The 21,109-nt window shown below is 59.8% G+C and carries 24 protein-coding genes; 15 read left to right on the top strand and 9 right to left on the bottom strand.

Going from position 1 to position 21,109, the window contains the following annotated elements:
* Positions 1-46: 46 nt before the first annotated feature.
* The gene (locus KGA85_RS10380) at positions 47-1,885 is read right to left on the bottom strand and encodes a long-chain-acyl-CoA synthetase (protein WP_223459069.1); all 1,839 of its coding nucleotides are present in this window, start codon (positions 1,883-1,885) and stop codon (positions 47-49) included.
* 370 nt (positions 1,886-2,255) lie between these two features.
* Here KGA85_RS10380 and KGA85_RS10385 point away from each other — a divergent pair, with 370 nt between their 5' ends.
* Entirely contained in the window at positions 2,256-2,534 is a 279-nt protein-coding gene (locus tag KGA85_RS10385) for a DUF3509 domain-containing protein (protein WP_046042946.1), read from the top strand.
* Positions 2,535-2,671: 137 nt separating this feature from the next.
* Here the strand turns inward: KGA85_RS10385 and mtnC are convergent, their stop codons facing one another.
* Genes mtnC through aroC form a run of 5 tightly spaced genes read right to left on the bottom strand, consistent with a single transcriptional unit; the run spans position 2,672 to position 6,815 of the window.
* On the bottom strand, positions 2,672-3,355 hold the full coding sequence (gene mtnC / locus KGA85_RS10390; protein WP_223457878.1) for an acireductone synthase: 684 nt from the start codon (positions 3,353-3,355) through the stop codon (positions 2,672-2,674).
* Between the two features lie 4 nt (positions 3,356-3,359).
* The gene (locus KGA85_RS10395; RefSeq protein WP_223457880.1) at positions 3,360-3,905 is read right to left on the bottom strand and encodes a 1,2-dihydroxy-3-keto-5-methylthiopentene dioxygenase; all 546 of its coding nucleotides are present in this window, start codon (positions 3,903-3,905) and stop codon (positions 3,360-3,362) included.
* A gap of 20 nt (positions 3,906-3,925) precedes the next feature.
* Positions 3,926-4,546, bottom strand: a complete 621-nt coding sequence (locus KGA85_RS10400; protein ID WP_150724604.1) for a methylthioribulose 1-phosphate dehydratase — start codon at positions 4,544-4,546, stop codon at positions 3,926-3,928.
* Entirely contained in the window at positions 4,543-5,694 is a 1,152-nt protein-coding gene (locus tag KGA85_RS10405; RefSeq protein ID WP_223457882.1) for an MFS transporter, read from the bottom strand. The genes KGA85_RS10400 and KGA85_RS10405 overlap by 4 nt, the downstream gene beginning before the upstream one ends.
* A gap of 29 nt (positions 5,695-5,723) precedes the next feature.
* Positions 5,724-6,815, bottom strand: a complete 1,092-nt coding sequence (gene aroC, locus KGA85_RS10410) for a chorismate synthase (RefSeq protein WP_223457884.1) — start codon at positions 6,813-6,815, stop codon at positions 5,724-5,726.
* Between the two features lie 83 nt (positions 6,816-6,898).
* On the opposite strand from aroC, the gene KGA85_RS10415 reads away from it, so the two are divergent.
* Positions 6,899-7,897: an alpha/beta hydrolase gene (locus KGA85_RS10415; RefSeq protein WP_223457886.1), complete on the top strand. Its 999-nt coding sequence runs from the start codon at positions 6,899-6,901 to the stop codon at positions 7,895-7,897.
* Between the two features lie 88 nt (positions 7,898-7,985).
* Entirely contained in the window at positions 7,986-8,777 is a 792-nt protein-coding gene (locus KGA85_RS10420) for a hypothetical protein (protein ID WP_223457888.1), read from the top strand.
* Between the two features lie 57 nt (positions 8,778-8,834).
* Here the strand turns inward: KGA85_RS10420 and prmB are convergent, their stop codons facing one another.
* Positions 8,835-9,743, bottom strand: coding sequence for a 50S ribosomal protein L3 N(5)-glutamine methyltransferase (gene prmB / locus KGA85_RS10425; RefSeq protein WP_223457890.1), 909 nt, complete (start codon positions 9,741-9,743; stop codon positions 8,835-8,837).
* Positions 9,744-9,981: 238 nt separating this feature from the next.
* On the opposite strand from prmB, the gene KGA85_RS10430 reads away from it, so the two are divergent.
* The 5 genes from KGA85_RS10430 to KGA85_RS10450 all read left to right on the top strand — a co-directional run bounded on the left by KGA85_RS10430 (position 9,982) and on the right by KGA85_RS10450 (position 12,759).
* Positions 9,982-10,572: a cysteine hydrolase family protein gene (locus KGA85_RS10430; RefSeq protein ID WP_046042958.1), complete on the top strand. Its 591-nt coding sequence runs from the start codon at positions 9,982-9,984 to the stop codon at positions 10,570-10,572.
* A 131-nt stretch (positions 10,573-10,703) separates the two neighbouring features.
* On the top strand, positions 10,704-11,024 hold the full coding sequence (locus tag KGA85_RS10435; RefSeq protein ID WP_223457892.1) for a hypothetical protein: 321 nt from the start codon (positions 10,704-10,706) through the stop codon (positions 11,022-11,024).
* A gap of 78 nt (positions 11,025-11,102) precedes the next feature.
* Entirely contained in the window at positions 11,103-11,660 is a 558-nt protein-coding gene (locus KGA85_RS10440; RefSeq protein WP_223457894.1) for a Smr/MutS family protein, read from the top strand.
* Positions 11,661-11,737: 77 nt separating this feature from the next.
* A complete protein-coding gene (gene folE / locus KGA85_RS10445) occupies positions 11,738-12,283 on the top strand; it encodes a GTP cyclohydrolase I FolE (protein WP_007988130.1) in 546 nt (181 codons plus the stop codon).
* A gap of 104 nt (positions 12,284-12,387) precedes the next feature.
* Positions 12,388-12,759 carry a glutathione S-transferase N-terminal domain-containing protein gene (locus KGA85_RS10450; RefSeq protein ID WP_223457896.1) on the top strand — a complete coding sequence of 124 codons (372 nt, stop codon included), beginning with the start codon at positions 12,388-12,390 and terminating at the stop codon, positions 12,757-12,759.
* Between the two features lie 158 nt (positions 12,760-12,917).
* Here the strand turns inward: KGA85_RS10450 and KGA85_RS10455 are convergent, their stop codons facing one another.
* Positions 12,918-14,084, bottom strand: coding sequence for a PLP-dependent aminotransferase family protein (locus tag KGA85_RS10455; RefSeq protein ID WP_223457898.1), 1,167 nt, complete (start codon positions 14,082-14,084; stop codon positions 12,918-12,920).
* Positions 14,085-14,166: 82 nt separating this feature from the next.
* Here KGA85_RS10455 and KGA85_RS10460 point away from each other — a divergent pair, with 82 nt between their 5' ends.
* The 3 genes from KGA85_RS10460 to KGA85_RS10470 all read left to right on the top strand — a co-directional run bounded on the left by KGA85_RS10460 (position 14,167) and on the right by KGA85_RS10470 (position 16,910).
* Positions 14,167-14,613, top strand: coding sequence for a MarR family winged helix-turn-helix transcriptional regulator (locus KGA85_RS10460; RefSeq protein ID WP_223457900.1), 447 nt, complete (start codon positions 14,167-14,169; stop codon positions 14,611-14,613).
* Between the two features lie 248 nt (positions 14,614-14,861).
* Positions 14,862-16,211: an NCS2 family permease gene (locus tag KGA85_RS10465; protein ID WP_223457902.1), complete on the top strand. Its 1,350-nt coding sequence runs from the start codon at positions 14,862-14,864 to the stop codon at positions 16,209-16,211.
* A gap of 72 nt (positions 16,212-16,283) precedes the next feature.
* A complete protein-coding gene (locus KGA85_RS10470) occupies positions 16,284-16,910 on the top strand; it encodes a LysE family translocator (protein ID WP_223457904.1) in 627 nt (208 codons plus the stop codon).
* Between the two features lie 206 nt (positions 16,911-17,116).
* On the opposite strand, the gene uraH is transcribed toward KGA85_RS10470, so the two are convergent.
* Positions 17,117-17,470 carry a hydroxyisourate hydrolase gene (gene uraH / locus KGA85_RS10475; RefSeq protein WP_008017679.1) on the bottom strand — a complete coding sequence of 118 codons (354 nt, stop codon included), beginning with the start codon at positions 17,468-17,470 and terminating at the stop codon, positions 17,117-17,119.
* Between the two features lie 434 nt (positions 17,471-17,904).
* Between uraH and puuE the strand changes: the two genes are divergently transcribed.
* The 4 genes from puuE to KGA85_RS10495 all read left to right on the top strand — a co-directional run bounded on the left by puuE (position 17,905) and on the right by KGA85_RS10495 (position 21,093).
* A complete protein-coding gene (puuE, locus tag KGA85_RS10480) occupies positions 17,905-18,831 on the top strand; it encodes an allantoinase PuuE (protein WP_223457906.1) in 927 nt (308 codons plus the stop codon).
* The gene (gene uraD / locus KGA85_RS10485) at positions 18,828-19,343 is read left to right on the top strand and encodes a 2-oxo-4-hydroxy-4-carboxy-5-ureidoimidazoline decarboxylase (RefSeq protein WP_223543093.1); all 516 of its coding nucleotides are present in this window, start codon (positions 18,828-18,830) and stop codon (positions 19,341-19,343) included. The genes puuE and uraD overlap by 4 nt, the downstream gene beginning before the upstream one ends.
* Before the next feature lie 90 nt (positions 19,344-19,433).
* Positions 19,434-20,429, top strand: a complete 996-nt coding sequence (gene alc, locus KGA85_RS10490) for an allantoicase (RefSeq protein ID WP_223457908.1) — start codon at positions 19,434-19,436, stop codon at positions 20,427-20,429.
* A 160-nt stretch (positions 20,430-20,589) separates the two neighbouring features.
* On the top strand, positions 20,590-21,093 hold the full coding sequence (locus KGA85_RS10495; RefSeq protein WP_007960046.1) for an ureidoglycolate lyase: 504 nt from the start codon (positions 20,590-20,592) through the stop codon (positions 21,091-21,093).
* Positions 21,094-21,109: the final 16 nt, after the last annotated feature.

Raw genomic sequence — 21,109 nt, forward strand, 5'->3', positions numbered from 1 at the left:
CCCGGCACTGTCACTTGTTTTTTCTCATGGGCCGCCATAGCCAGATTCAATAGCGGTACTTGCCGCCGTGAATGTCGGACAACAACTGCTCCGTGACCTGTACGTAAGTCTGCGTTCCCGGCAGCCAGGCATAGATCGGGTCATCTCCGGTTTTACCCGGGTCGAAGGCCTCGTCCTTGAGTCGGGTCTTCTGATATTTGAACGTCCCGGTGGTTTCCATTTTCACTTTCACCCGCAGGAACAGTGGCACCGCATAGGCCGGCATGTGCTCGCGGGCGAACGCCAGCAGTTCACTGAAGTCCAGGGTTGCCAGAGATTCGGCCGGGGTAATCGCCGCCATCCCGGCCCGGCCATTGGTGTTGCGGATTTCCACGCCATAGGCTACGGCTTCGGAAATAAGCGGGTGTTGCAGGAGGATGTTTTCGACCTCCGTGGTCGAGACGTTCTCGCCCTTCCAGCGGTAGGTGTCGCCCAGGCGGTCGACAAACTGCGCATGCCCAAAGCCGATGTTGCGCAACAGGTCGCCAGTGTTGAAGTAGCGGTCACCCTTTTCGAACACATCCTCGAGCACGACCTTGGCGGTTTTCTGCGGATCGGTGTAGCCGTCCAGGGGTGCCTTGTCGTCGATTTTTGCCAGCAACAAGCCCTGCTCGCCCTTGGCGACCTTGCGCATCAGGCCGTTGGCCTGACGAATCGGCGCACCGCTGTCATGGTCGTACGCGACCAGCTCCCAGGACATCAGGGAAAAACCGATGGTGTTGTCGAAATTGAGAATGTTGGTGAAACCGATGTTGCCGTCGCTGGCGGCGTACAGCTCGCAGATGTGATTGACCGCAAAACGGGTCTTGAACTCGCTCCAGGCACCGGGACGCAAGCCGTTGCCGATCATTTTCTTCACATCGTGCCGGCTGTCGTCGGCGCTGGACGGTTGATCGACCAGGTAGCGGCACAATTCGCCGACATAACCGATGGTGGTCGCCCGGTACTTGCGCGCGTCGTTCCAAAACTGACTGGCGCTGAATTTGCGGCGGATGGCGAACCCGCTGGCACCACTGACGGCCGACCCCCAGCACACGCAAAGGCCCGTGGCGTGGTACAGCGGCAAGGTGCAATAGACGACATCGTCGGGGCGCATGTCCAGGGCGATCATGCCGAAGCTCGCCGAGCTGCGCATCCAGCGTCCGTGCTTGAACACGCCCGCCTTGGGCAGCCCCGTGGTGCCCGAGGTGTAGATATAAAAGCAGGGATCGTCGAAGAAAATCTGCCGGCTGCTGACCGGGTTGTCGCTGACGTCGTCGAGACTGACGGTCATCAGGTTGATGAAACCTTCAGGCGCGATACCCGGTTGGCGAGAGGTGTCCTGATCGGCGACAAACCAGGTTCGGTCAGCCTTGATCGACACCCGATCACGCACCGCCAGGTACGCCGGGACCAACTCCTCACCGACAATGATCGCCACCGGCGCCACCAGATTCACACTGTGCACCAGGGTATCGCGGGTCTGCGAGGTATTGAGCAGCGCACTGATCGCGCCGACCTTGGCCACCCCCAGAATCGTCACCAGCAGTTCCGGGCGGTTCTCGATGAAGACCGCCACCACATCACCCTTGCCGATGCCCTGGCCGGTCAGGTGATGGGCGATGCGATTGGCCCATTGGTTGACCTCGGAGTAACTGAGCGTTACATCGCCTTGCAACAGCGCCGGACCATCCGGGTTGCGCAACGTGGCTTGCTCGAAACTCCAGCCCAAACCACACGCTTGGGTCGGGTCCTTGACGTTGGCGGCCTTCATGCCCTTCACCACCCGGGGGATGGCCTTGACGATGGAAGGCAGCTTACGGAGCATCATGCTCCAGGTAATCGTGTCGTTCGACGTGCGACTCATGATGCTCCCGTTCGATCTTTTTATTGTCGGGCTGCGGTGAATGAGCCCGAAAATACGTCAACGGTTCTTGAGCTGTACACGCGGTTTTTGAAATGTTTTGTATCTACGATCTTGATCCGCGATCTTGATCCGCGCTTGATACAGGGCCAATCGTGAACCCCCGCACACGCAATGGTTCCATCGAAGCGCCGAGCGACCGCGCAAAATGCAGGATGCACGATGGCCGTTCATGCAGAATGCACGAAAGCAAAAATCACCACAGATACTAACTAGTTGTTTTATAAGGTTATTTACAAACAACCAAGGCTGGCACAATCACTGCAACCCTCTCCGTATGCTTGCCATTCAAGAGCCAACGGAGCTGAAAGACATGAACCTGATTCAGGAAAAATTTTCGTCCCTGTTCTCCAACTTCGAAGTCACCACCCAGGCCCGTCCTGACGGTGGGATCCTGCTGACCCTGAGCGGCGGCGAAGGCAAAGTGTTCAAGCGCTCGATTTCCTACCAGCAATTGCACAATGGCGACCAACTGACGTGGGTCATCAGCGCGATTCGCCGCGACCTCGCCGAACAAGCCAGTGAACTGCCGCAGATTTCCATGCTGCAGAGCCAGCAACGGTTTGCCCTGCCGACCTATCATTCGCTGTAGAGCATGTGAGAGCGGCGGTGCGGCGATCCGACTTGCTCGCGAAGAGGGAGTGTCAGTCAACATCAACGTTGAACGACACACCGCTTTCGCGAGCAAGTCGGATCGCCGCACCGCCGCTCCCACAGGTTGTATGGCGTTTAGAAAGTAGAGAGATCGATCCGCGCAAAGCTGTCCACGGTGACATGCCCAGCCAGTTCCCCACCTTCGCGGGCCAGCCCGCAGGTGGTCATCCCCGCCGTGCGCGCCGCGTCGAGTTCTTCGACGATGTCCGACAGGAACAGAATCTGCCCCGCCTCAATGTTGATCGCCTGGGTGATGTTGGCGTAGGACTGCGCCTCGCGCTTGGGGCCCGAAGTGGTATCGAAATACCCTGTGAACAGTGGCGTCAGATCCCCCGCCTCCGAGCAGCCGAAGATCAACCGCTGGGCCTGGATCGAGCCGGATGAGTAAACAAACAGTTGAAAGCCGTCCTGATGCCAGCGCTTGAGCGCTTCAACGGCGTCCGGGTACACGTGCCCCTTCAACTGCCCGGCCTGATAGCCCTGCTCCCAGACCATGCCCTGCAACGCTTTCAACGGCGTGGCCTTGCGGTCCTCAGCGATCCAGCCCAACAGGATCTCGATGACCCGCTCGACGTCGGCGTCCGGTTCGTTGCTGTCGCGACGCACGGCAGCCAGTTGCTCCGCCACATCGGCGCGTTCGGCTTGCTGACGGACAAACGCCGGCAAGTGTTTGGCGGCATAGGGGAACAGCACGTCGAACACAAAACTCACCGCGCTGGTGGTGCCTTCGATGTCGGTGAGAATCGCTTTGATCGGCATCGACTCAGTCCTCCAGGCGCGGGAATTGGCTGGCGATGTCTTCGCCGGTGAAATTAGCCACCCAGCCTTCCGGGTTGTTGAACAGACGGATCGCAACGAAATGCGGATGTTCGCCCATGTCGAACCAGTGCTTGGTGCCGGCCGGCACCGAGATCAGGTCGTTTTTCTCGCACAGCACCGCGTAGACGTAATCGTCGATGTGCAGGGTAAACAGGCCACGGCCGGCGACGAAAAATCGTACTTCATCTTCGCCGTGGCGATGTTCGTCGAGGAACTTGGCACGCAGTTCGGCTTTTTGCGGGTGATCGCTGTTGAGGCTGATCACGTCGACAGTGATGTAACCGCGCTCGGTCATCAGCTGGTCGATTTGCTCCTGGTAGGCGGCAATCACTTCTTCCTGACTGGCGCCCGGCTGGATCTTCGCCGCCGCTTGCCAGCGGTCGAAACGCACGCCCTGCTCGGCCAGGGTCGAGGCAATGTCTTCGAAATGGGTCAGCACCTTGTTGGGGATTTCAGGGCTGGAGACGTGATAGACGGACAGGCTGCTCATCAGGGCAACTCCTTAACGGTTCATGCTTTAAAGAGCGAGCGCATCTTCAACTCGCACTCGAACAAAAATTCAAAGGCCTCGATCTGCCGCAAGGCATCGCTCATGCGCGCGCCCCAGGTGTACAGGCCATGACCGCGGATCAGGTAGCCGACGCAATCGGGATGAGCGTCGAGCCAAGGCTGCACCTTGGCGGCCAGGCGCGCAATGTCCTGGTCGTTATCGAAAATCGGCACCCGCACCCGGGATTCGTGGGTTGTCACACCGCTGAAGGCCTTTTGCAGTTCGTAGTCTTCGAACTCGATGAAGTCTTGCGGCGTCAGGCGCGACAGCACGGTGGCATTCACTGAGTGGGTGTGCAGCACCGCACCAATCTCCGGGCGCCAGCTGTAGAGCTGGGTGTGCAACAGGGTTTCGGCGGACGGTTTCTTGCCCGGCTCCAGGCTGTTGCCCGACAGGTCAGTGGCCAGCACATCATCCATGCCCAGTTGCCCCTTGTGCTTGCCGGACACGGTCAGCAAGGCTTCGGTCGGCGACAGGCGGGTCGAGTAATTGCTGCTGGTGGCCGGCGACCAGCCGCGGCCATACAGAAAACGCCCGGCGTCGATGATTTCCTGGGCGAGTTGTTCACGGGTAAGGCTCATGGCCTGTCCTCTTGCATACGTGTGGCAATGATAACGGCAGCCGCGACGGCTGCGAGACTGGCAATACTAAATGTCCATGCCGCGCCGAGGGCATTCCAGCTGTAGCCGGAATACAACGCGCCCAACGCACCACCGGTGCCGGCCAATGCGGCATACAGCGCCTGGCCCTGGCCTTGCTGGCGCGCACCGAAGCTACGTTGCACGAATGAAATGGCAGCGGCGTGAAAGCTGCCGAACGTCGCCGCGTGCAGCACTTGGGCAAACAGCAATACCCAAAGGAATTCGGCCAACGACCCGAGTAGCAACCAGCGTAGCGCCGCCAGCAGAAAACTCGCCATCAGCACCCGGCGCAGGGAAAACCGCGCGAGGATCTTGCTCATGGCCAAAAACATCAAAACTTCAGCGACCACGCCGACCGCCCAGAGCATACCGATCACGCCCCGGCTGTAACCCAGGTGCTCAAGATGCAGCGTCAAGAACGTGTAATAAGGCCCATGACTCATCTGCATCAGCGCCACGCAGCCGTAAAACGCCAACACGCCGGGGTTGCGCAGTTGCTTGAGGAATCCCTCCCCCGCCACCCTGTTGCCCGGCGTCGGTTGGGCATTGGGCACCCACAGGCTGCTGAGCACGATGCCGGCCAGGATCAACACCAACGCCGCCGGGTAGATGTCCAGGCTCAGCCATTCGAACAAACGGCCCAGCGCGACCACGGTGATGATGAAACCGATCGAGCCCCACAAGCGAATCTGGCTGTAGCGCGAGGTCTGACCCTGCAAGTGCGCCAGGGTGATGACTTCGAACTGCGGCAACACCGCGTGCCAGAAGAACGCGTGCAGAGCCATGACCATCGCCAGCCAGGCGTAGGTCTTGCTGACGAAAATCAGCGAAAAGGTCAGCAACGTGCACACCGCGCCAAAGCGCACGATGGCCAGCCGCCGACCGGTGTAGTCGCCCAGCCAGCCCCAGATGTTCGGCGCCACGCAGCGCATCAGCATCGGGATCGCCACCAGCTCGCCGATGCGCGCAGCGCTGAAACCCAGGTGATCGAAGTACAGCGCCAGAAACGGCGCTGTCGAACCGAGCAAGGCGAAATAGAACAGATAGAAACTGGAGAGCCGCCAGTACGGGAGCGCCGCAGTCGCCATCAGACGGCTGCGACCATGAAGTCAGCCATTTACAGCTGACCCAGCACCGGCGTGCTCACACGCACATCGGCGTTCTGCCCGCGGTGGCGCAGCAGGTGATCCATCAGCACGATGGCCATCATCGCCTCGGCAATCGGCGTGGCGCGGATACCGACGCACGGATCGTGACGGCCCTTGGTGATCACCTCCACCGGGTTGCCATGGATGTCGATGGAACGGCCCGGCGTGGTGATGCTCGACGTCGGCTTCAGCGCCAGGTGCACAACGATGGGCTGCCCCGAGGAAATACCGCCGAGAATGCCGCCCGCGTTGTTGCTGAGGAAACCTTGCGGGGTCATTTCATCGCGATGCTCGGTGCCACGCTGGGCGACGCTGGCAAAACCGGCGCCGATTTCCACGCCCTTGACCGCGTTGATGCTCATCAGCGCATGGGCCAGTTCGGCGTCGAGGCGGTCGAAGATCGGCTCGCCCAGGCCCGGCATCACGCCTTCGGCAACCACGGTGATTTTCGCGCCAACCGAATCCTGGTCGCGGCGCAACTGGTCCATGTAGGCTTCCAGTTCCGGCACCTTGTCCGGGTCCGGGCTGAAGAAGGCGTTCTGCTCGACCGATTCCCAGGTCTTGAACGGGATTTCAATCGGCCCCAGCTGGCTCATGTAGCCGCGAATGACGATGCCCTGGCTGGCCAGGTATTTTTTCGCAATCGCACCGGCCGCGACGCGCATCGCGGTTTCGCGGGCCGAGCTGCGACCGCCGCCGCGGTAGTCGCGCTCGCCGTACTTGTGGTGGTAGGTGTAGTCGGCGTGGGCCGGGCGGAACAGGTCCTTGATCGCCGAGTAGTCCTTGGACTTCTGGTCGGTGTTGCGGATCAGCAGACCGATCGAGCAGCCAGTGGTACGCCCCTCGAACACTCCGGAGAGGATTTCGACTTCGTCGGCTTCCTGGCGTTGGGTGGTGTGGCGGCTGGTGCCGGGCTTGCGGCGGTCCAGGTCACGCTGCAGATCCTCCAGGGATATCTCCAGCCCCGGCGGGCAGCCATCGACAATGGCGACCAACGCCGGGCCATGGCTTTCGCCCGCGGTGGTGACAGTGAACAGCTTGCCGTAGGTATTGCCGGACATGCAGGACGCTCCGTGAAATGAACCTGAATACGTAATGCGCGCCAGTATACGCAGGCTACCCAAGTAGTTCATCCTCGAACCTTATGGGTGCCTGTGAGTCCAACCGGCATCTTCTTGATGATGGCGCGATGATGCTGCGAGTTCTAGCCTTGAGCCTTACCCTGATTTCCGGCTTCGCCCAAGCGACTGTCCTGCAACGACCGATCACATTGGATACGGGCACCGGCGAGCTTTTCGGCTCGCTGTTGCTGCCAAAGTCCGACAATCCAGTGCCGGTTGTGCTGATCATTTCCGGTTCCGGCCCTACGGACCGTGACGGAAACAACACCGACGGCGGGCGCAATGACAGCCTCAAGCGCCTGGCCTGGGTGCTGGCCAAACACAACATCGCCAGCGTGCGTTATGACAAGCGCGGCGTGGCCGCGAGCCTGGCGGCGACCCCGGATGAACGCAATCTGACGGTGGACGCCTACGTGGCCGATGCCCAAGCCTGGGGCCGCAAGCTCAAGACCGATCCGCGTTTCGGCCAACTGATCGTGCTGGGTCACAGCGAAGGCGCCTTGATCGCCAGCCTCGCTGCGCCGGACATCGATGCCGACGCGGTGATTTCTGTCTCGGGTAGCGCAAGGCCGGTGGATCAGGTCATTCGCGAGCAACTGGGCAATCGCTTGCCTCCACCGCTGATGCTGCGCAGCAATGAATTGCTCGACAGCCTCAAGGCCGGGAAACCCGACGACAATGTGCCGCCACCCTTGCAGGCGATTTTCCGCCCGAGCGTGCAGCCTTACCTGATCTCCCTGTTCCGCCAGGACCCGGCCGCAGCGTTTGCCAGGCTGAAGATGCCGGCACTGATCATCCAGGGCAGCAACGACATCCAGGTCGGCATCAATGACGCAAGACTGCTCAAGGCGGCCAAACCGGACGCCGAACTGGCGTTGATCGAGGGCATGAACCACGTCATGCGCATCGTGCCCAGCGACGTCAAACGCCAACTGGCCTCCTATAAGGACCCGCAGTTGCCCCTGGCGGCGGAACTGGGCACGCGAATCATCGGTTTTATTGACGGACTTCGCGCCAGTTAACCTCCAGTCTTGAAAAAAGCGGCCGATAAGCCTTTGTCGCCAGCACATTGCCTGGCGACAAGCTGAGCTTGGACAGGATCTCGCCGTTATGACTGACACCCAGACTTCACCCGACACCAGCGCTGAAAAAGACGCACCGCCAGCGGTCGAACTGCCCTGGGCGGACGTCCACGTCGAGCACCACAAGATGCTCCGTCTGGCGCCGCTGCAGACTGACCGCAACACCGGCGGGCGCCCGTTGCGTTTTGTCGAATTAGGCTATGCCGAGCGCAATGACAAGGCGCACAGCCTGATGCGCATGAGCATCACCCTGCCCGGCCAGCGCGTACGCAAGGAACAAAATCATCTGGACGTGTGGGTCGATCACGCCGAAAAACGCGTGCATTTCGGACCGCAAAGCGGATTGCAGATTGAACCGCTGAATCGTGGCATCGGCCGCTACATGGCAGCTCAGGGCATCAACTGGGCGAAGAAGCGCTGGCCGACCTATATCGTCGACGGCTTTGACCTGAACAACAAGGATGCGCTGAACGAAGATACCCGCCTGCGCCGCGATCATTTTTTGCGCGTGCACGGGTTCGACGTGGCGTATGCCGATGCCCAGCATTTGAAAGGCAGCGTCAAGCCGGTCAAGGTCGGCGACCTCTCTGGCGACTGGAACAGCGAAAAACTGCAGGTCGTGGAGATTCTCGAGGCGGCGCAGATGCTCCAGCAAGCCGAGCAGAACCTGGCCGAGCAGGAAGTCAAACTCAAGAAACACGAAGAGAAAGTCAGCAAATACAAACGCGAAGACGCCGGGCTGCGATTCACCATCACCTGCCTGGTGGCGTTTGCGGTGTTTCAGGCGGGGCTGTTGATCTGGATTGCCACGCACCGGTAAAGACTTGAGACCGAGTCGCGGCTATTCGTTGTAGGAGCGAGCTCGCTCCTACAAAGGTCAGACGCGAGAAGCAAACAACGCCTGATGCTCACGGCATTGCTGCGCGCTCAGCATGAACACACCATGGCCGCCACGCTCGAACTCCAGCCAGGCGAAGTCGACTTCCGGGTACAACGCCTCGACGTGCACCTGGCTGTTGCCCACTTCGACAATCAGCAAGCCCTTCTCGGTCAGATGATCCGCCGCCTCGGCAAGCATGCGCCGCACCAGGTTCAAACCGTCATCACCGCAGGCCAGGCCCAGTTCCGGTTCGTGCTGGTATTCGTCCGGCATGTCGGCGAAATCTTCCGCATCGACGTAGGGCGGGTTCGACACGATCAGGTCGAAACGTTGTCCCGGCAAGCCTTCGAAACCGTCGCCCTGCACCGTGTACACACGCTCATCGACACCATGGCGCTCGATGTTCTGATTGGCCACTTCCAGTGCTTCGAACGACAGGTCCGCCAACACCACCTCGGCATGCTGGAACTCGTAGGCGCAGGCGATGCCGATGCAACCGGAACCGGTGCACAGGTCGAGAATCCGCACCGGCTCGGTAGCCAGCCACGGAGTAAAACGGTTTTCGATCAACTCGCCGATGGGTGAACGCGGGATCAGCACACGCTCGTCGACGATGAACGACATGCCACAGAACCAGGCCTCGCCCAGCAGGTACGCGGTAGGCACCCGCTCTTCGATGCGGCGCTTGAGCAAAAGCTGCAGGTGAACCACTTCGTCTTCTTCCAGATTGCAGTCGAGATAGCTGTCGGCGATTTCCCACGGCAGGTGCAGTGCGCCCAACACCAATTGCCGGGCTTCGTCCCAGGCGTTGTCAGTGCCATGGCCGAAAAACAGATCCTCCCCATGGAAGCGGCTGACGGCCCAACGGATATGGTCACGCAGGGTGCGAAGGCGGGAAGTGATCACGACGGCAAACTCCAGAAAAATCGACGGGCGATTCTACCAGTCAAACGACGTCACGACGACGCGGGAAACTACCGATTCAAATGTAGGAGTTATCCATTTTTTCGCCAGGCTATTGAACAAAACATGACTATTGACAAGGCTACAGGCCAGCAACGACGGCACCTACGATCGTAGCGATTCACAGAACCGCTCAGCCAGAGGACAATGGCGCAAAAGCCCCACTCCAAGGAGCCCCAGAATGTCTGTTCCAAAAACGATGTTTCAACTCAGCGGCCGCGGTTATGCAGCGGCCAATCTGAGCCATGCCACGCTGGTCATCATCGATGCCCAGAAAGAATACCTCAGCGGTCCCCTGGCCCTGAGCGGCATGGATGAAGCTGTCGCGAACATCAAGCAATTGCTCGCCGCTGCCCGCGCCGCCGGCCGGCCGATCGTGCATGTCCGCCATCTCGGTACGCTCGGCGGGTTGTTCAACCCCCAAGGCGTAGGCGGTGAGTTCATTCCGGGCCTGGAGCCACAGAGCGATGAAACCGTCATTGGCAAATTGTTGCCGAGCGCTTTTCACGGCACCGAACTGGCAAAACGCCTGGAAGACCTCGGTGCCCTTGACCTGATCGTCTGCGGCTTCATGAGCCACTCCAGCGTCAGCACCACGGTGCGTGCTGCCAAGAACCTGGGCTTCCGCTGCACCCTGGTGGAAGACGCCTGCGCCACCCGCGACCTGCCTTACAAGGGCGGCGTGCTCAGTGCCGCACACGTTCATCAGACGGAAATGGCGATCATGGGCGACAACTTCGCCACCCTCGCGCTGACCCGTGAACTGATCTGATCGACGCTCAATGAGCGGCCTGGAACGCCGCTCATCCGTAAAAACCTCCCATTTGCCGTAATTGTCTTAGCCTCAGGAACATCCCGGTCAACTCCCGGTCGAAGGGCCGATACCCATTGAGGAAGGTCGGAATGAAGTTATCCGATGGTTTTGACGCTCGCCGCTTGCGGCCCAAAGGCCAAAGCAACTGGCGTTTTCGAATCGGCGCGACGTTCGCGGCGTTGCTGGCGATGTGCGGCGTGCTGCTCGCCATGGCCGGTGTCGCCAGCTTGCTCGGCCACGCACCCGCCCTGGGTGAATTGAACACAAGCCGCACCGGTGCTGCCGTGATCCTGGTCATCGGCCTGTTCGTGCTGTACCTCGGTGTCTGGCTGTGGCGCCGTTGCCGTCGTCGCTCGCGGCAGTCGCGGGAACTGGCCATGTCCCCGCACTTGATGAAAAAACACGACTGAGCCAAGCATCGCGCGCGTTTTTGTCGCGCCCGATTCGCTTCGAGTTGGGTAAACTGGCCGCCCTTCGCGGAGGCTGACATGCAAGACGACGATTTTTCCCTGTTCAAAAGCGCGATCCTAGGCGTCAAGCCGATCAAGCACGATCGCGCCGAAACCGGCAAACCCAAGGCTGACCGCGCGCAGATTGCCAAGCTGCGTCAAGCGGCCACCGTACGCACCGAATCCACCACCGTTGACGGGCTGTCCGATCAGTTCGTCATCGACGTCGGCCCTGAAGACGAGCTGATGTGGGCTCGCGATGGCGTGCAAGAAAGCCAGATGCGCAAGCTCAAGATCGGACAGATTCCGTTCGAAGGCAGCCTCGACCTGCACGGCATGAGCGTGGAAAAGGCCCGGGAAACCCTCTGGGCGTTCCTGGCCGAGGCCACAAAATTCGAAATCCGCTGCGTGCGAGTCACCCATGGCAAGGCGGTACGCCTGGACGGCAAGCGGCCGATGATCAAAAGCCACGTCAACACCTGGCTGCGCCAGCATCCACAGGTGCTCGGCTTCACCTCGTGCCAGGCGAAACATGGTGGTGCCGGCGCGGTTTATGTGATGCTCAAACGCACCATGATGGAAGGTCGCGACGAGTAAAGCCGACGCGCCACGCTTGCAGCGTCGTGTCCGCCACCGTACCCTTGCCCTTTGCGTAAAATCCCACAGGTAGTTTCATGTCCCTGGAACAGAATTACACCGCGATCCTTGGCCAACTGGGCGAGGACGTCTCCCGCGAGGGCCTGCTCGACACGCCCAAGCGTGCCGCCAAAGCCATGCAGTACCTCTGCCGCGGCTATGAACAAACACTGGAAGAGGTCACCAACGGTGCCCTGTTCAGCTCCGACAACAGCGAAATGGTGCTGGTCAAGGACATCGAGTTGTACTCGTTGTGCGAACACCACCTGCTGCCGTTCATCGGCAAGGCTCACGTCGCCTACATCCCGAGCGGCAAGGTCCTGGGCCTGTCGAAGGTGGCGCGGATCGTCGACATGTACGCCCGTCGCCTGCAGATCCAGGAAAACCTCAGCCGCCAGATCGCCGACGCGGTCCAGCAGGTCACTGGCGCCCTGGGCGTTGCGGTGGTGATCGAGGCCAAGCACATGTGCATGATGATGCGCGGCGTGGAAAAGCAGAATTCGACGATGATCACCTCGGTGATGCTCGGTGAGTTCCGCGAGAACGCCGCCACCCGCAGCGAGTTCCTCAGCCTCATCAAGTAATTCGCGGCACGAAGAAAACCGGCATTCATCGCCGGTTTTTTTTCGCCTGCAAAAAATCAGGTAAGCTGCGCGCCCTTATTCATTTGCACCGTGAGGCTTTCAACGTGTTCGTAAAAGCGCTTCGTGTCGGCCTTGGCCAACTGATCATCTTCATCGACTTCATTACTCGTCCGAGCAAGAAAAAGCGCCCTGCCGCCGCTCAGGCCCAGGTCGAATCCGCCGCCAAGGGTCTGACTCTGTATCAATTCCACGCCTGTCCGTTCTGCGTGAAGACCCGCCGGACCCTGCGCCGCCTGAATGTGCCTGTGGCACTGCGTGATGCGAAGAACAACGATCAGGATCGCCAGACCTTGCTGGAGCAAGGCGGCAAGATCAAGGTGCCGTGCCTGCGCATCGAAGAAAATGGCCAGACCACTTGGATGTATGAGTCCAAGGTGATCATTGATTATCTGGATAAGCGATTTGCGGCTGCCTGATTTGCTTGTGGTGTTCTGACTGACGCCTTCGCGAGCAAGCCCGCTCCCACAGTTGACCGCATTTCCCTGTGGGAGCGGGCTTGCTCGCGAAGAGGCCGGCACAGGCACCGCAAACTTCAGACAAAAATAAACCGGCCCATTGGCCGGTTTATTTGTTTCTAGGCTGCTTTTCCGGCCAGGGCTGCACGCACCACCGCCGCCAACCGCTTGAGCCCCTCATCCAGCCGCGCCGGATCAATGTGGCTGAAGTTCAACCGCAAATACCCCGGATGATTATCCGGCTCGGGGAAGAAGGGTTCGCCCGGCATGAACGCCACGTCGTTGGCCAGCGCGGCGTCGAGCAAGGTGCGGGTGTCTTGCGGCTGCTTGAGTTTCAACCAGAAAAACAGCCCGCCCTGCGGCACGTTCCAGTCCGCCAGATCGGAGAAATGAGTTTCCAGCGCCGATTGGAACGCATCCCGACGCCCACGGTAAAAGTCACGCAATTCACTGCGGTGTTGCTGATATTTCTCGCTGCCGATCCATTGCAGCGCCTGCCACTGGCCAACCCGATTGGTGTGTAAATCCGCCGACTGCTTGAGTTTCAACAGATGTGGAAACAGGTCCGGGCTGGCGATCAGGTAGCCAACGCGCAAACCCGGCAACAGGGTTTTCGACACGGTCCCGGTATAGATCCAGCTGGCCTTCTTCAAGCGGCTGACAATCGGCGTGGCGCTGCCACCGTCAAAGGTCAGCTCGCGGTAAGGCTCGTCTTCAATCAGCGTCACGCCAAATTCATCGAGCAACACCGCCACCGCATCGCGCTTGGCTTCGCTGTAACGCACCGCCGATGGATTCTGGAAGGTCGGGATCAGGTAGATCAAGGCCGGACGGTGTTGCTCCAGGCGAGCGCGCAGCTCCGTCAGGTTCGGGCCGTCGGCCTCCAGCGGCACGGTCAGGCAATCGGCGCCGAACAGCTGGAAAATCTGCAACGCCGCCAGATAAGTCGGCGCTTCGAGCAGGACTTCGGTGCCCTTGTCGATGTACAGCTTGGCCGTCAGGTCGAGGGTCTGCTGTGAGCCGCTGACCACCAGAACCTGGCTCGCCTCGCAGGCCACTCCCAACGCTCGCGCCTCGTCGGCCAGTGCTTCACGCAGCGCCGGTTCGCCTTCGCTCATGCCGTATTGGCCCATGGAAACTGGCATCTCGGCCCAATCGACTTTTGGCAGCATCGCTTCGGCCGGCAGACCTCCGGCAAACGACATCACCTGCGGACGCTGGGCCGCGGCGAGGATTTCACGGATCAAAGAACTTTTAAGGCGTGAGACACGTTCGGAAAAAGCCATGGGGATCACCGGTAGCGAGGCATGTGAAAAATGAGTCAAACTTGTTGACCGAAATTACGCCTCCCCGAACGGATACGTCAATATGCTTGACCTTAAAAACCCGCTTTCCCAGCAGCAGGCCATGGAAGCGTTTTTCTTCGGCTACCAGGCCTTCACCGCCAAGGCCGATGAAATGCTCGAACGTCGCGGCCTGAGTCGGGTGCATCAGCGCATCGTGTTTTTCATCGCCCGCTATCCGAACCTGAGCGTGAAGGAGCTGTTGGCGTTGCTCGGCGTGAGCAAGCAGGCGTTGAACATGCCGTTGCGGCAATTGTTGGAGATGCATCTGGTCGAGAGCGTCGCGTCCGAAACCGACAAGCGTAAGCGCCTGCTGGAGTTGACTGCCGAAGGCGTTCGCTTTGAGCAAGCATTGCGCCGCGAGCAGGTGAAATTGCTGGAGCGGGTGTTTGCCGAGGCCGGGGAGACTGCGGTGAATGGATGGCTGGCGGTGAATCTGGCGCTGGGGAAAAGTCATTCGCAGGCTGAATGAGAGTTCGCCTGATGAATGTGCATTGGCTGATCAGCCCCTTCGCGAGCAGGCGATATATCTCTAAAGCCAAACTTTTCGTCTACAAAATCAAAAACATTATTTGCTTTCTTTGTATACAAAAGCATAATCCACCTCGTGCGAGTTCCTGACCAAGCGGTCAACAAATTCGCAAGTGCCTCAAAGGGCCGCTGCCACCCTCATGGGTCCGGCCCCGGAAATAACAATAAAACTCTTGAGGAGTATTCGCTGTGGAAAGCCGCAAATCCGAAGCATCGACGCTGGATCTCTCGCCGCCATTACGCAATGGCTTGCTGGAACGTCTGTTCAAACTCAGCTTGCACGGCACCACGGTGAAGACCGAGCTGATTGCCGGTCTGACAACCTTCATCACCATGGCTTACATCATTTTCGTCAACCCCAACATCATGGCCGACGCCGGGATCGATCACGGTGCGGCGTTCGTCGCCACCTGCATCGCCGCGGCACTCGGTTGCCTGTTGATGGGCCTGTACGCCAACTGGCCAGTCGGCCTGGCACCGGGCATGGGGCTGAACGCCTTCTTCACCTACACCGTGGTCGGCACCATGGGCTACAACTGGGAAACCGCCCTCGGCGCGGTGTTTGTGTCCGGTGTGTTGTTCATGATCCTGACCTTCTCGCGGATCCGCGAATGGCTGCTCAACAGCATCCCGGTCAGTCTGCGCTTCGCCATGGGCGCCGGCGTGGGTCTGTTCCTGGGGCTGATCGGCCTGAAAACCGCGGGTATCGTCGTCGATAGCCCGGCGACCCTGATCAAGCTCGGCTCCCTGCGCGAACCCGGCCCGCTGCTCGCCGCCGTGTGCTTCCTGATGATCTCCATTCTCAGCTATCACAAGGTGTTCGGCGCGATCCTCATCAGCATCATCACCGTGACCCTCGCCGGTTGGGGCCTTGGGCTGGTGCACTACGAGGGCATCATGTCGGCTCCACCGAGCCTCGCCCCTACCTTCATGGCCATGAACGTCGCCGGCGTGTTCAACGTCAGCATGATCAGCGTGGTCCTGGCATTCCTCTTCGTACACATGTTCGACACCGCCGGTACCTTGATGGGTGTTGCCCAGCGCGCCAACCTGGTGGGTGCTGACGGCAAGATCGAAAACCTCTCCCGTGCCATGAAAGCCGACAGTGCGTCCAGCGTATTCGGTGCGGTAGTCGGCGTTCCGCCGGTCACCAGCTACGTGGAAAGTGCTGCTGGTGTCGCGGCAGGTGGTCGGACTGGTCTTACCGCAGTGACCGTAGGTGTGCTATTTATTGCAGCCATGTTCTTCGCACCGCTGGCCGGGATGATTCCTGCCTATGCAACCGCAGGTGCACTGATTTATGTAGCGATGCTGATGATGGGCGGCATGGCCCACATCGAATGGGACGAAGCGACCGACAGCATTCCGGCGATCGTTACCGCAATCATGATGCCGCTGACCTTCTCGGTCGCCGACGGTATCGCGCTGGGCTTCATCACCTACGTGGCGCTGAAGGCCGGCACCGGCAAGTACAAGGAAATTTCCGTAAGCCTGTGGGTGCTCTGCGCGATCTTCATCGCCAAGTTCATCTTCTTGTAAGCCACACGCGGTACACGCTTGAAAACAGCCTCACCCCGTCGGGTGGGGCTTTTGTGCAAATGGAGGAAAGTGATGAGTCTGGAAACCTGGCTGCTGTTCAGCGGCGCTGCGCTGATAGTGATCCTGATCCCGGGGCCCCTGTCTTTGTTGATGATCAGCAACAGTCTGAATTACGGCCTGCGCCGCTCTTACCCGGCCTTTCTTGGCGGCGTATCGGCCTCGATCTGCCTGCTGAGTGCTTCGGCGCTGGGCTTGGGTGCGTTGTTGCTGGCGTCGGAACAGCTGTTCAGCGCCCTGAAGATTCTTGGCGCCCTTTACCTGTTCTACCTCGCCTGGCAGAGCTGGCAGCAATCGCGCCTGCCTTCCCATGGCGCTGAAGTGCCACAGGCCGCGCCGGCGCCACGCTTTCGTGCACTGTTCGGGCGTGCGTTCATGCTGGGCGCGAGCAACCCGAAGGACATCCTGTTCTTCGCCGCTTTCCTGCCGCAGTTCTTGAGTGCCGAACAGCCGTTCCTGCCACAACTGCTGGTGATGATTGCGACCTGGACCGTGCTCGACCTGCTGTGCAAATTGGCCTACGGCCTCGGCGCCCATGGTGCGGCGCGGTATCTGCGCAGTGGCAAGGGCCAGAGCTGGTTCAACCGGATCAGTGCGGGGTTGTTTGGTGGTGCGGGTGCGGCTTCCCTGTTGAGCCGCTAAGGGCAAAAGCTTCGCGAGCAAGCCCGCTCCCACATTGGAATGAGCTCTCCTGTGGGAGCGGGCTTGCTCCGGGCGGCGTTCCGACGAAAGCGGCCACACAGACACCACTTTTCTCCAGACGAAAAAAAGCCCGCAGTGTGAGCGGGCGAAAAACCAAAGAAGCTATATGCGCAGTCGCTTCCAGGGTGCAGCTGCTGCCTGGGGGATCAGCTGCCGCGATAGGTGGAGTAGCTGTAAGGCGAAATCAACAACGGCACATGGTAGTGATCCTGCTCGGCAGAGATGCCAAAACGCAGCACCACGACATCCAGGAAGGCAGGTTCCGGCAGCTTGACGCCACGGGCGCGGTAGTAGTCGCCGGCATGAAACTGAACCTGATAGACCCCGGTACGGTAGTCATCACCTTGCAGCAGCGGTGCATCGACACGGCCATCGCTGTTGGTAACTGCAGTGGCGACCAATTCCAGCTGCGAACCTTCAACTCGGTACAACTCGACCTTGATCGAGCTGCCCGGGCAACCGTGTGCTGCGTCCAAAACGTGTGTAGTCAAACGTCCCATTGATTCTGCGCGCCTGCCTGCGTGGAGCAGTCAGACTTCGCGCCTCCCGAAGTCAGTTGAAAAGGAGACCGCACCGATTCGGAGCACGAAAAGCTGCGGCGAGCGACTGATTAAGACACTTTTCAAAAAAATTGTACACAATAAAAACGACATTTTTCCCATGACCCCCGCCATCTGCATATTTACCGTCGATTTACCGCTAAACCGCACAGCCTATGAACCTTTCAAACAATAACTGACCAGTCAGGCAGATTTCTTGCAGGCTCACGCCAATAGCAGTAAAAGATGACAGTCGGTGAAAAATGCGAAAATTCAGGCTTACAAAGTGAATATAAAGTTGTATACAATCAGCCCATCGCTGTGACGCCAGCCTGCCATCCAATCTTCAGCTGCGTCACACCAACCGTCATCATCGAATAAGAAGGAAGCCTGCAGTGAGCGCTGACTACCCACGCGACCTGGTCGGTTACGGCAGTAACCCTCCGCACCCACACTGGCCGGGCAATGCCCGTATTGCCCTGTCGTTCGTACTCAATTACGAAGAAGGCGGCGAGCGCAACATCCTGCACGGCGACAAAGAATCCGAAGCGTTCCTCTCGGAAATGGTTTCTGCCCAGCCGCTGCAAGGCGCGCGCAACATGAGCATGGAATCCCTTTACGAGTATGGCAGCCGTGCCGGCGTGTGGCGGGTCCTGAAGTTGTTCAAGGAATTCGACATTCCGCTGACCATCTTCGCCGTGGCCATGGCCGCCCAGCGTCACCCGGACGTGATCCGCGCCATGGTCGATGCCGGCCACGAGATCTGCAGCCACGGCTATCGCTGGATTGACTACCAGTACATGGACGAAGCCCAGGAGCGCGAGCACATGCTCGAAGCGATCCGCATCCTCACCGAAATCACAGGCATTCGCCCACTGGGCTGGTACACCGGCCGCACCGGCCCGAACACCCGTCGCCTGGTGATGGAAGAAGGTGGTTTCCTCTACGACTGCGACACCTACGACGACGACCTGCCCTACTGGGAACCGAACAACCCCACCGGCAAGCCGCACCTGGTGATCCCGTACACCCTGGACACCAACGACATGCGCTTCACCCAGGTCCAGGGCTTCAACAAGGGCGACGATTTCTTCGAATACCTCAAGGATGCGTTCGATGTGCTCTACGCCGAAGGCGCCGAGGCACCGAAAATGCTCTCGATCGGCCTGCACTGCCGCCTGATCGGCCGTCCGGCGCGTCTGGCTTCGCTCAAGCGCTTTATCGAATACGCTAAAAGTCATGAACAGGTGTGGTTCAGCCGTCGCGTCGACATCGCGCGTCACTGGCAAGAAACCCACCCGTACACAGGGGCTGGCAAATGAGCACCTTTCAAACCGTCAAACCTTCGAGCCTGAGCCGCGATGCCTTCGTCGCAGCTTTCGCCGACATCTACGAACATTCGCCATGGGTGGCCGAGAAGGCCTACGACCTGGGCCAGGAAGCCTCGATCGACCAGATCGAAACCCTGCACCAGCGCATGAGCGACATCCTGTTGAGTGCTGATCACCAAAGCCAGCTGGCCCTGATCAACGCTCACCCGGACCTGGCCGGCAAAGCCGCCGTCCAGGGCCAACTAACCGAAGCCAGCACCCATGAACAGGCTGGCGCCGGTATTCACCAATGCACGGCCGAAGAGTTCCAGCGCTTCACCGAGCTGAACGACGCCTACAAAGCCAAGTTCAAGTTTCCCTTCATCATGGCGGTAAAAGGCAGCAACCGGCATCAGATCCTCGCAGCGTTCGAAACGCGCATTCACAACCCGGTAGACACCGAGTTCAGATGCGCGCTGGCGGAGATCAACAAGATCGCCCTGTTCCGATTACTGACCCTATAGCAAGCCTGGCCCATGTGAATTCATGAACGCCGAATTCACTCCGGGCCTTGCAAGCATCCCAAGCCACTTATTTAAAGGCAGACAAGAAGAATGAAAGCTTACGCCGTACCTTTCGAGAAGTTCGTCAACCTGGCCGATGCCCGCCTGGGCACCAAAATCATCTCGGTCACCGATGACTGGTTTGCAGACGCCAACCGTCTGTTCCAACCGACCCCGGCCGTATGGAAGGAGGGCGTGTTCGATGACAACGGCAAGTGGATGGACGGCTGGGAATCGCGCCGCAAGCGCTTCGAAGGCTTCGACAGCGCCGTGATCCGCCTGGGCGTAGCGGGTTCGATCAAGGGCGTCGACATCGACACTTCATTCTTCACCGGCAACTTCCCGCCGTCGGCGTCCCTGGAGGCCTGCTTCCTGGCTGAAGGCGAGCCGACCGAAAACACCCAGTGGGTTGAAGTGCTGTCCGCCGTCGAGCTGCAAGGCAACAGCCACCACTACCACGAAATCAGCAACGACCAGGCCTTCAGCCACCTGCGCTTCAACATCTACCCGGATGGCGGCGTGGCCCGTCTGCGCGTGTACGGCGTGCCGTTCCGTGACTGGTCGGCTACCGGCGACAACGAGCAAGTCGACCTGGCCGCTGCCCTCAACGGTGGTCGCGCCCTCGCCTGCTCCGATGAACACTTCGGTCGCATGAGCAACATCCTCAACCCGGGCCGTGGCATCAACATGGGCGACGGCTGGGAAACCGCGCGTCGTCGTACCCCGGGCAATGACTGGGTCATCGTCGCGCTGGGCCATGCCGGCGAAGTCGAGAAAGTCATCGTCGACACCCTGCACTTCAAAGGCAACTACCCGGACACCTGCTCTATCCAGGGCGCGTTCGTGAAGGGCGGTACCGACAGCCAGATCGAAACCCAGTCGCTGTTCTGGCGTGAACTGCTGCCAAGCCAGAAGCTGGAAATGCACGCCGAACACACCTTCGCCGAGCAGATCAAGGCACTGGGCCCGATCACCCACATCCGCCTGAACGTGTTCCCGGATGGTGGTGTGAGCCGCCTGCGTGTACTGGGCAAAGTCGCGAAGTAATGCTGAGCCTGTAGGAGCGAGCTTGCTCGCGATGGACGTGAACGATAACGCGCGCAACCAGGATGAACGCGGTGTCCTTGAGTTCTTCGCGAGCAATCGAACGTCGACCGGCTGCTCCTACAAAGAATCATCCACACCTGAACAAATTAAGAAGAACAGCATGCGCACACTGACGATTGAACCGCTGACCAAAGAAGCCTTCGCCCCTTTCGGTGACGTGATCGAAACCGACGGCAGCGATCACTTCATGATCAACAACGGTTCGACCATGCGCTTCCATAAACTGGCGACGGTCGAAACCGCTACGCCTGAGGACAACGCGATCATCAGCATCTTCCGCGCCGACGCGCAGGACATGCCGCTGACCGTCAGCATGCTGGAGCGCCATCCGCTGGGCAGCCAGGCCTTCATTCCGCTGCTCGGCAACCCCTTTCTGATCGTGGTCGCGCCACTTGGCGATGAACCTGTATCAGGCTTGGTCCGCGCCTTCGTCACCAACGGCAGGCAGGGCATTAATTACCATCGCGGCGTCTGGCACCACCCGGTGCTGACGATCGAAAAGCGGGATGACTTCCTGGTGGTTGATCGCAGTGGCACAGGCAATAACTGCGATGAGCATTTTTTCAAAGAGGATGAGCGTTTGATCCTCGCCCCCCACCAATAAGAGAAGGTCTGATCAC

It is taken from the genome of Pseudomonas sp. GL-B-12, assembly GCF_019955895.1.
In the GTDB taxonomy this organism is placed as follows: domain Bacteria; phylum Pseudomonadota; class Gammaproteobacteria; order Pseudomonadales; family Pseudomonadaceae; genus Aquipseudomonas.

Coding starts and splice junctions, on each gene's coding strand:
- KGA85_RS10380 (WP_223459069.1), bottom strand. CDS start 1,885: ATGAGTCGCACGTCGAACGACACGATTACCTGGAGCATGATGCTCCGT.
- KGA85_RS10385 (WP_046042946.1), top strand. CDS start 2,256: ATGAACCTGATTCAGGAAAAATTTTCGTCCCTGTTCTCCAACTTCGAA.
- mtnC (WP_223457878.1), bottom strand. CDS start 3,355: ATGCCGATCAAAGCGATTCTCACCGACATCGAAGGCACCACCAGCGCG.
- KGA85_RS10395 (WP_223457880.1), bottom strand. CDS start 3,905: ATGAGCAGCCTGTCCGTCTATCACGTCTCCAGCCCTGAAATCCCCAAC.
- KGA85_RS10400 (WP_150724604.1), bottom strand. CDS start 4,546: ATGAGCCTTACCCGTGAACAACTCGCCCAGGAAATCATCGACGCCGGG.
- KGA85_RS10405 (WP_223457882.1), bottom strand. CDS start 5,694: ATGGCGACTGCGGCGCTCCCGTACTGGCGGCTCTCCAGTTTCTATCTG.
- aroC (WP_223457884.1), bottom strand. CDS start 6,815: ATGTCCGGCAATACCTACGGCAAGCTGTTCACTGTCACCACCGCGGGC.
- KGA85_RS10415 (WP_223457886.1), top strand. CDS start 6,899: ATGGGTGCCTGTGAGTCCAACCGGCATCTTCTTGATGATGGCGCGATG.
- KGA85_RS10420 (WP_223457888.1), top strand. CDS start 7,986: ATGACTGACACCCAGACTTCACCCGACACCAGCGCTGAAAAAGACGCA.
- KGA85_RS10430 (WP_046042958.1), top strand. CDS start 9,982: ATGTCTGTTCCAAAAACGATGTTTCAACTCAGCGGCCGCGGTTATGCA.
- KGA85_RS10435 (WP_223457892.1), top strand. CDS start 10,704: ATGAAGTTATCCGATGGTTTTGACGCTCGCCGCTTGCGGCCCAAAGGC.
- KGA85_RS10440 (WP_223457894.1), top strand. CDS start 11,103: ATGCAAGACGACGATTTTTCCCTGTTCAAAAGCGCGATCCTAGGCGTC.
- folE (WP_007988130.1), top strand. CDS start 11,738: ATGTCCCTGGAACAGAATTACACCGCGATCCTTGGCCAACTGGGCGAG.
- KGA85_RS10455 (WP_223457898.1), bottom strand. CDS start 14,084: ATGGCTTTTTCCGAACGTGTCTCACGCCTTAAAAGTTCTTTGATCCGT.
- KGA85_RS10460 (WP_223457900.1), top strand. CDS start 14,167: ATGCTTGACCTTAAAAACCCGCTTTCCCAGCAGCAGGCCATGGAAGCG.
- KGA85_RS10470 (WP_223457904.1), top strand. CDS start 16,284: ATGAGTCTGGAAACCTGGCTGCTGTTCAGCGGCGCTGCGCTGATAGTG.
- uraH (WP_008017679.1), bottom strand. CDS start 17,470: ATGGGACGTTTGACTACACACGTTTTGGACGCAGCACACGGTTGCCCG.
- uraD (WP_223543093.1), top strand. CDS start 18,828: ATGAGCACCTTTCAAACCGTCAAACCTTCGAGCCTGAGCCGCGATGCC.
- alc (WP_223457908.1), top strand. CDS start 19,434: ATGAAAGCTTACGCCGTACCTTTCGAGAAGTTCGTCAACCTGGCCGAT.
- KGA85_RS10495 (WP_007960046.1), top strand. CDS start 20,590: ATGCGCACACTGACGATTGAACCGCTGACCAAAGAAGCCTTCGCCCCT.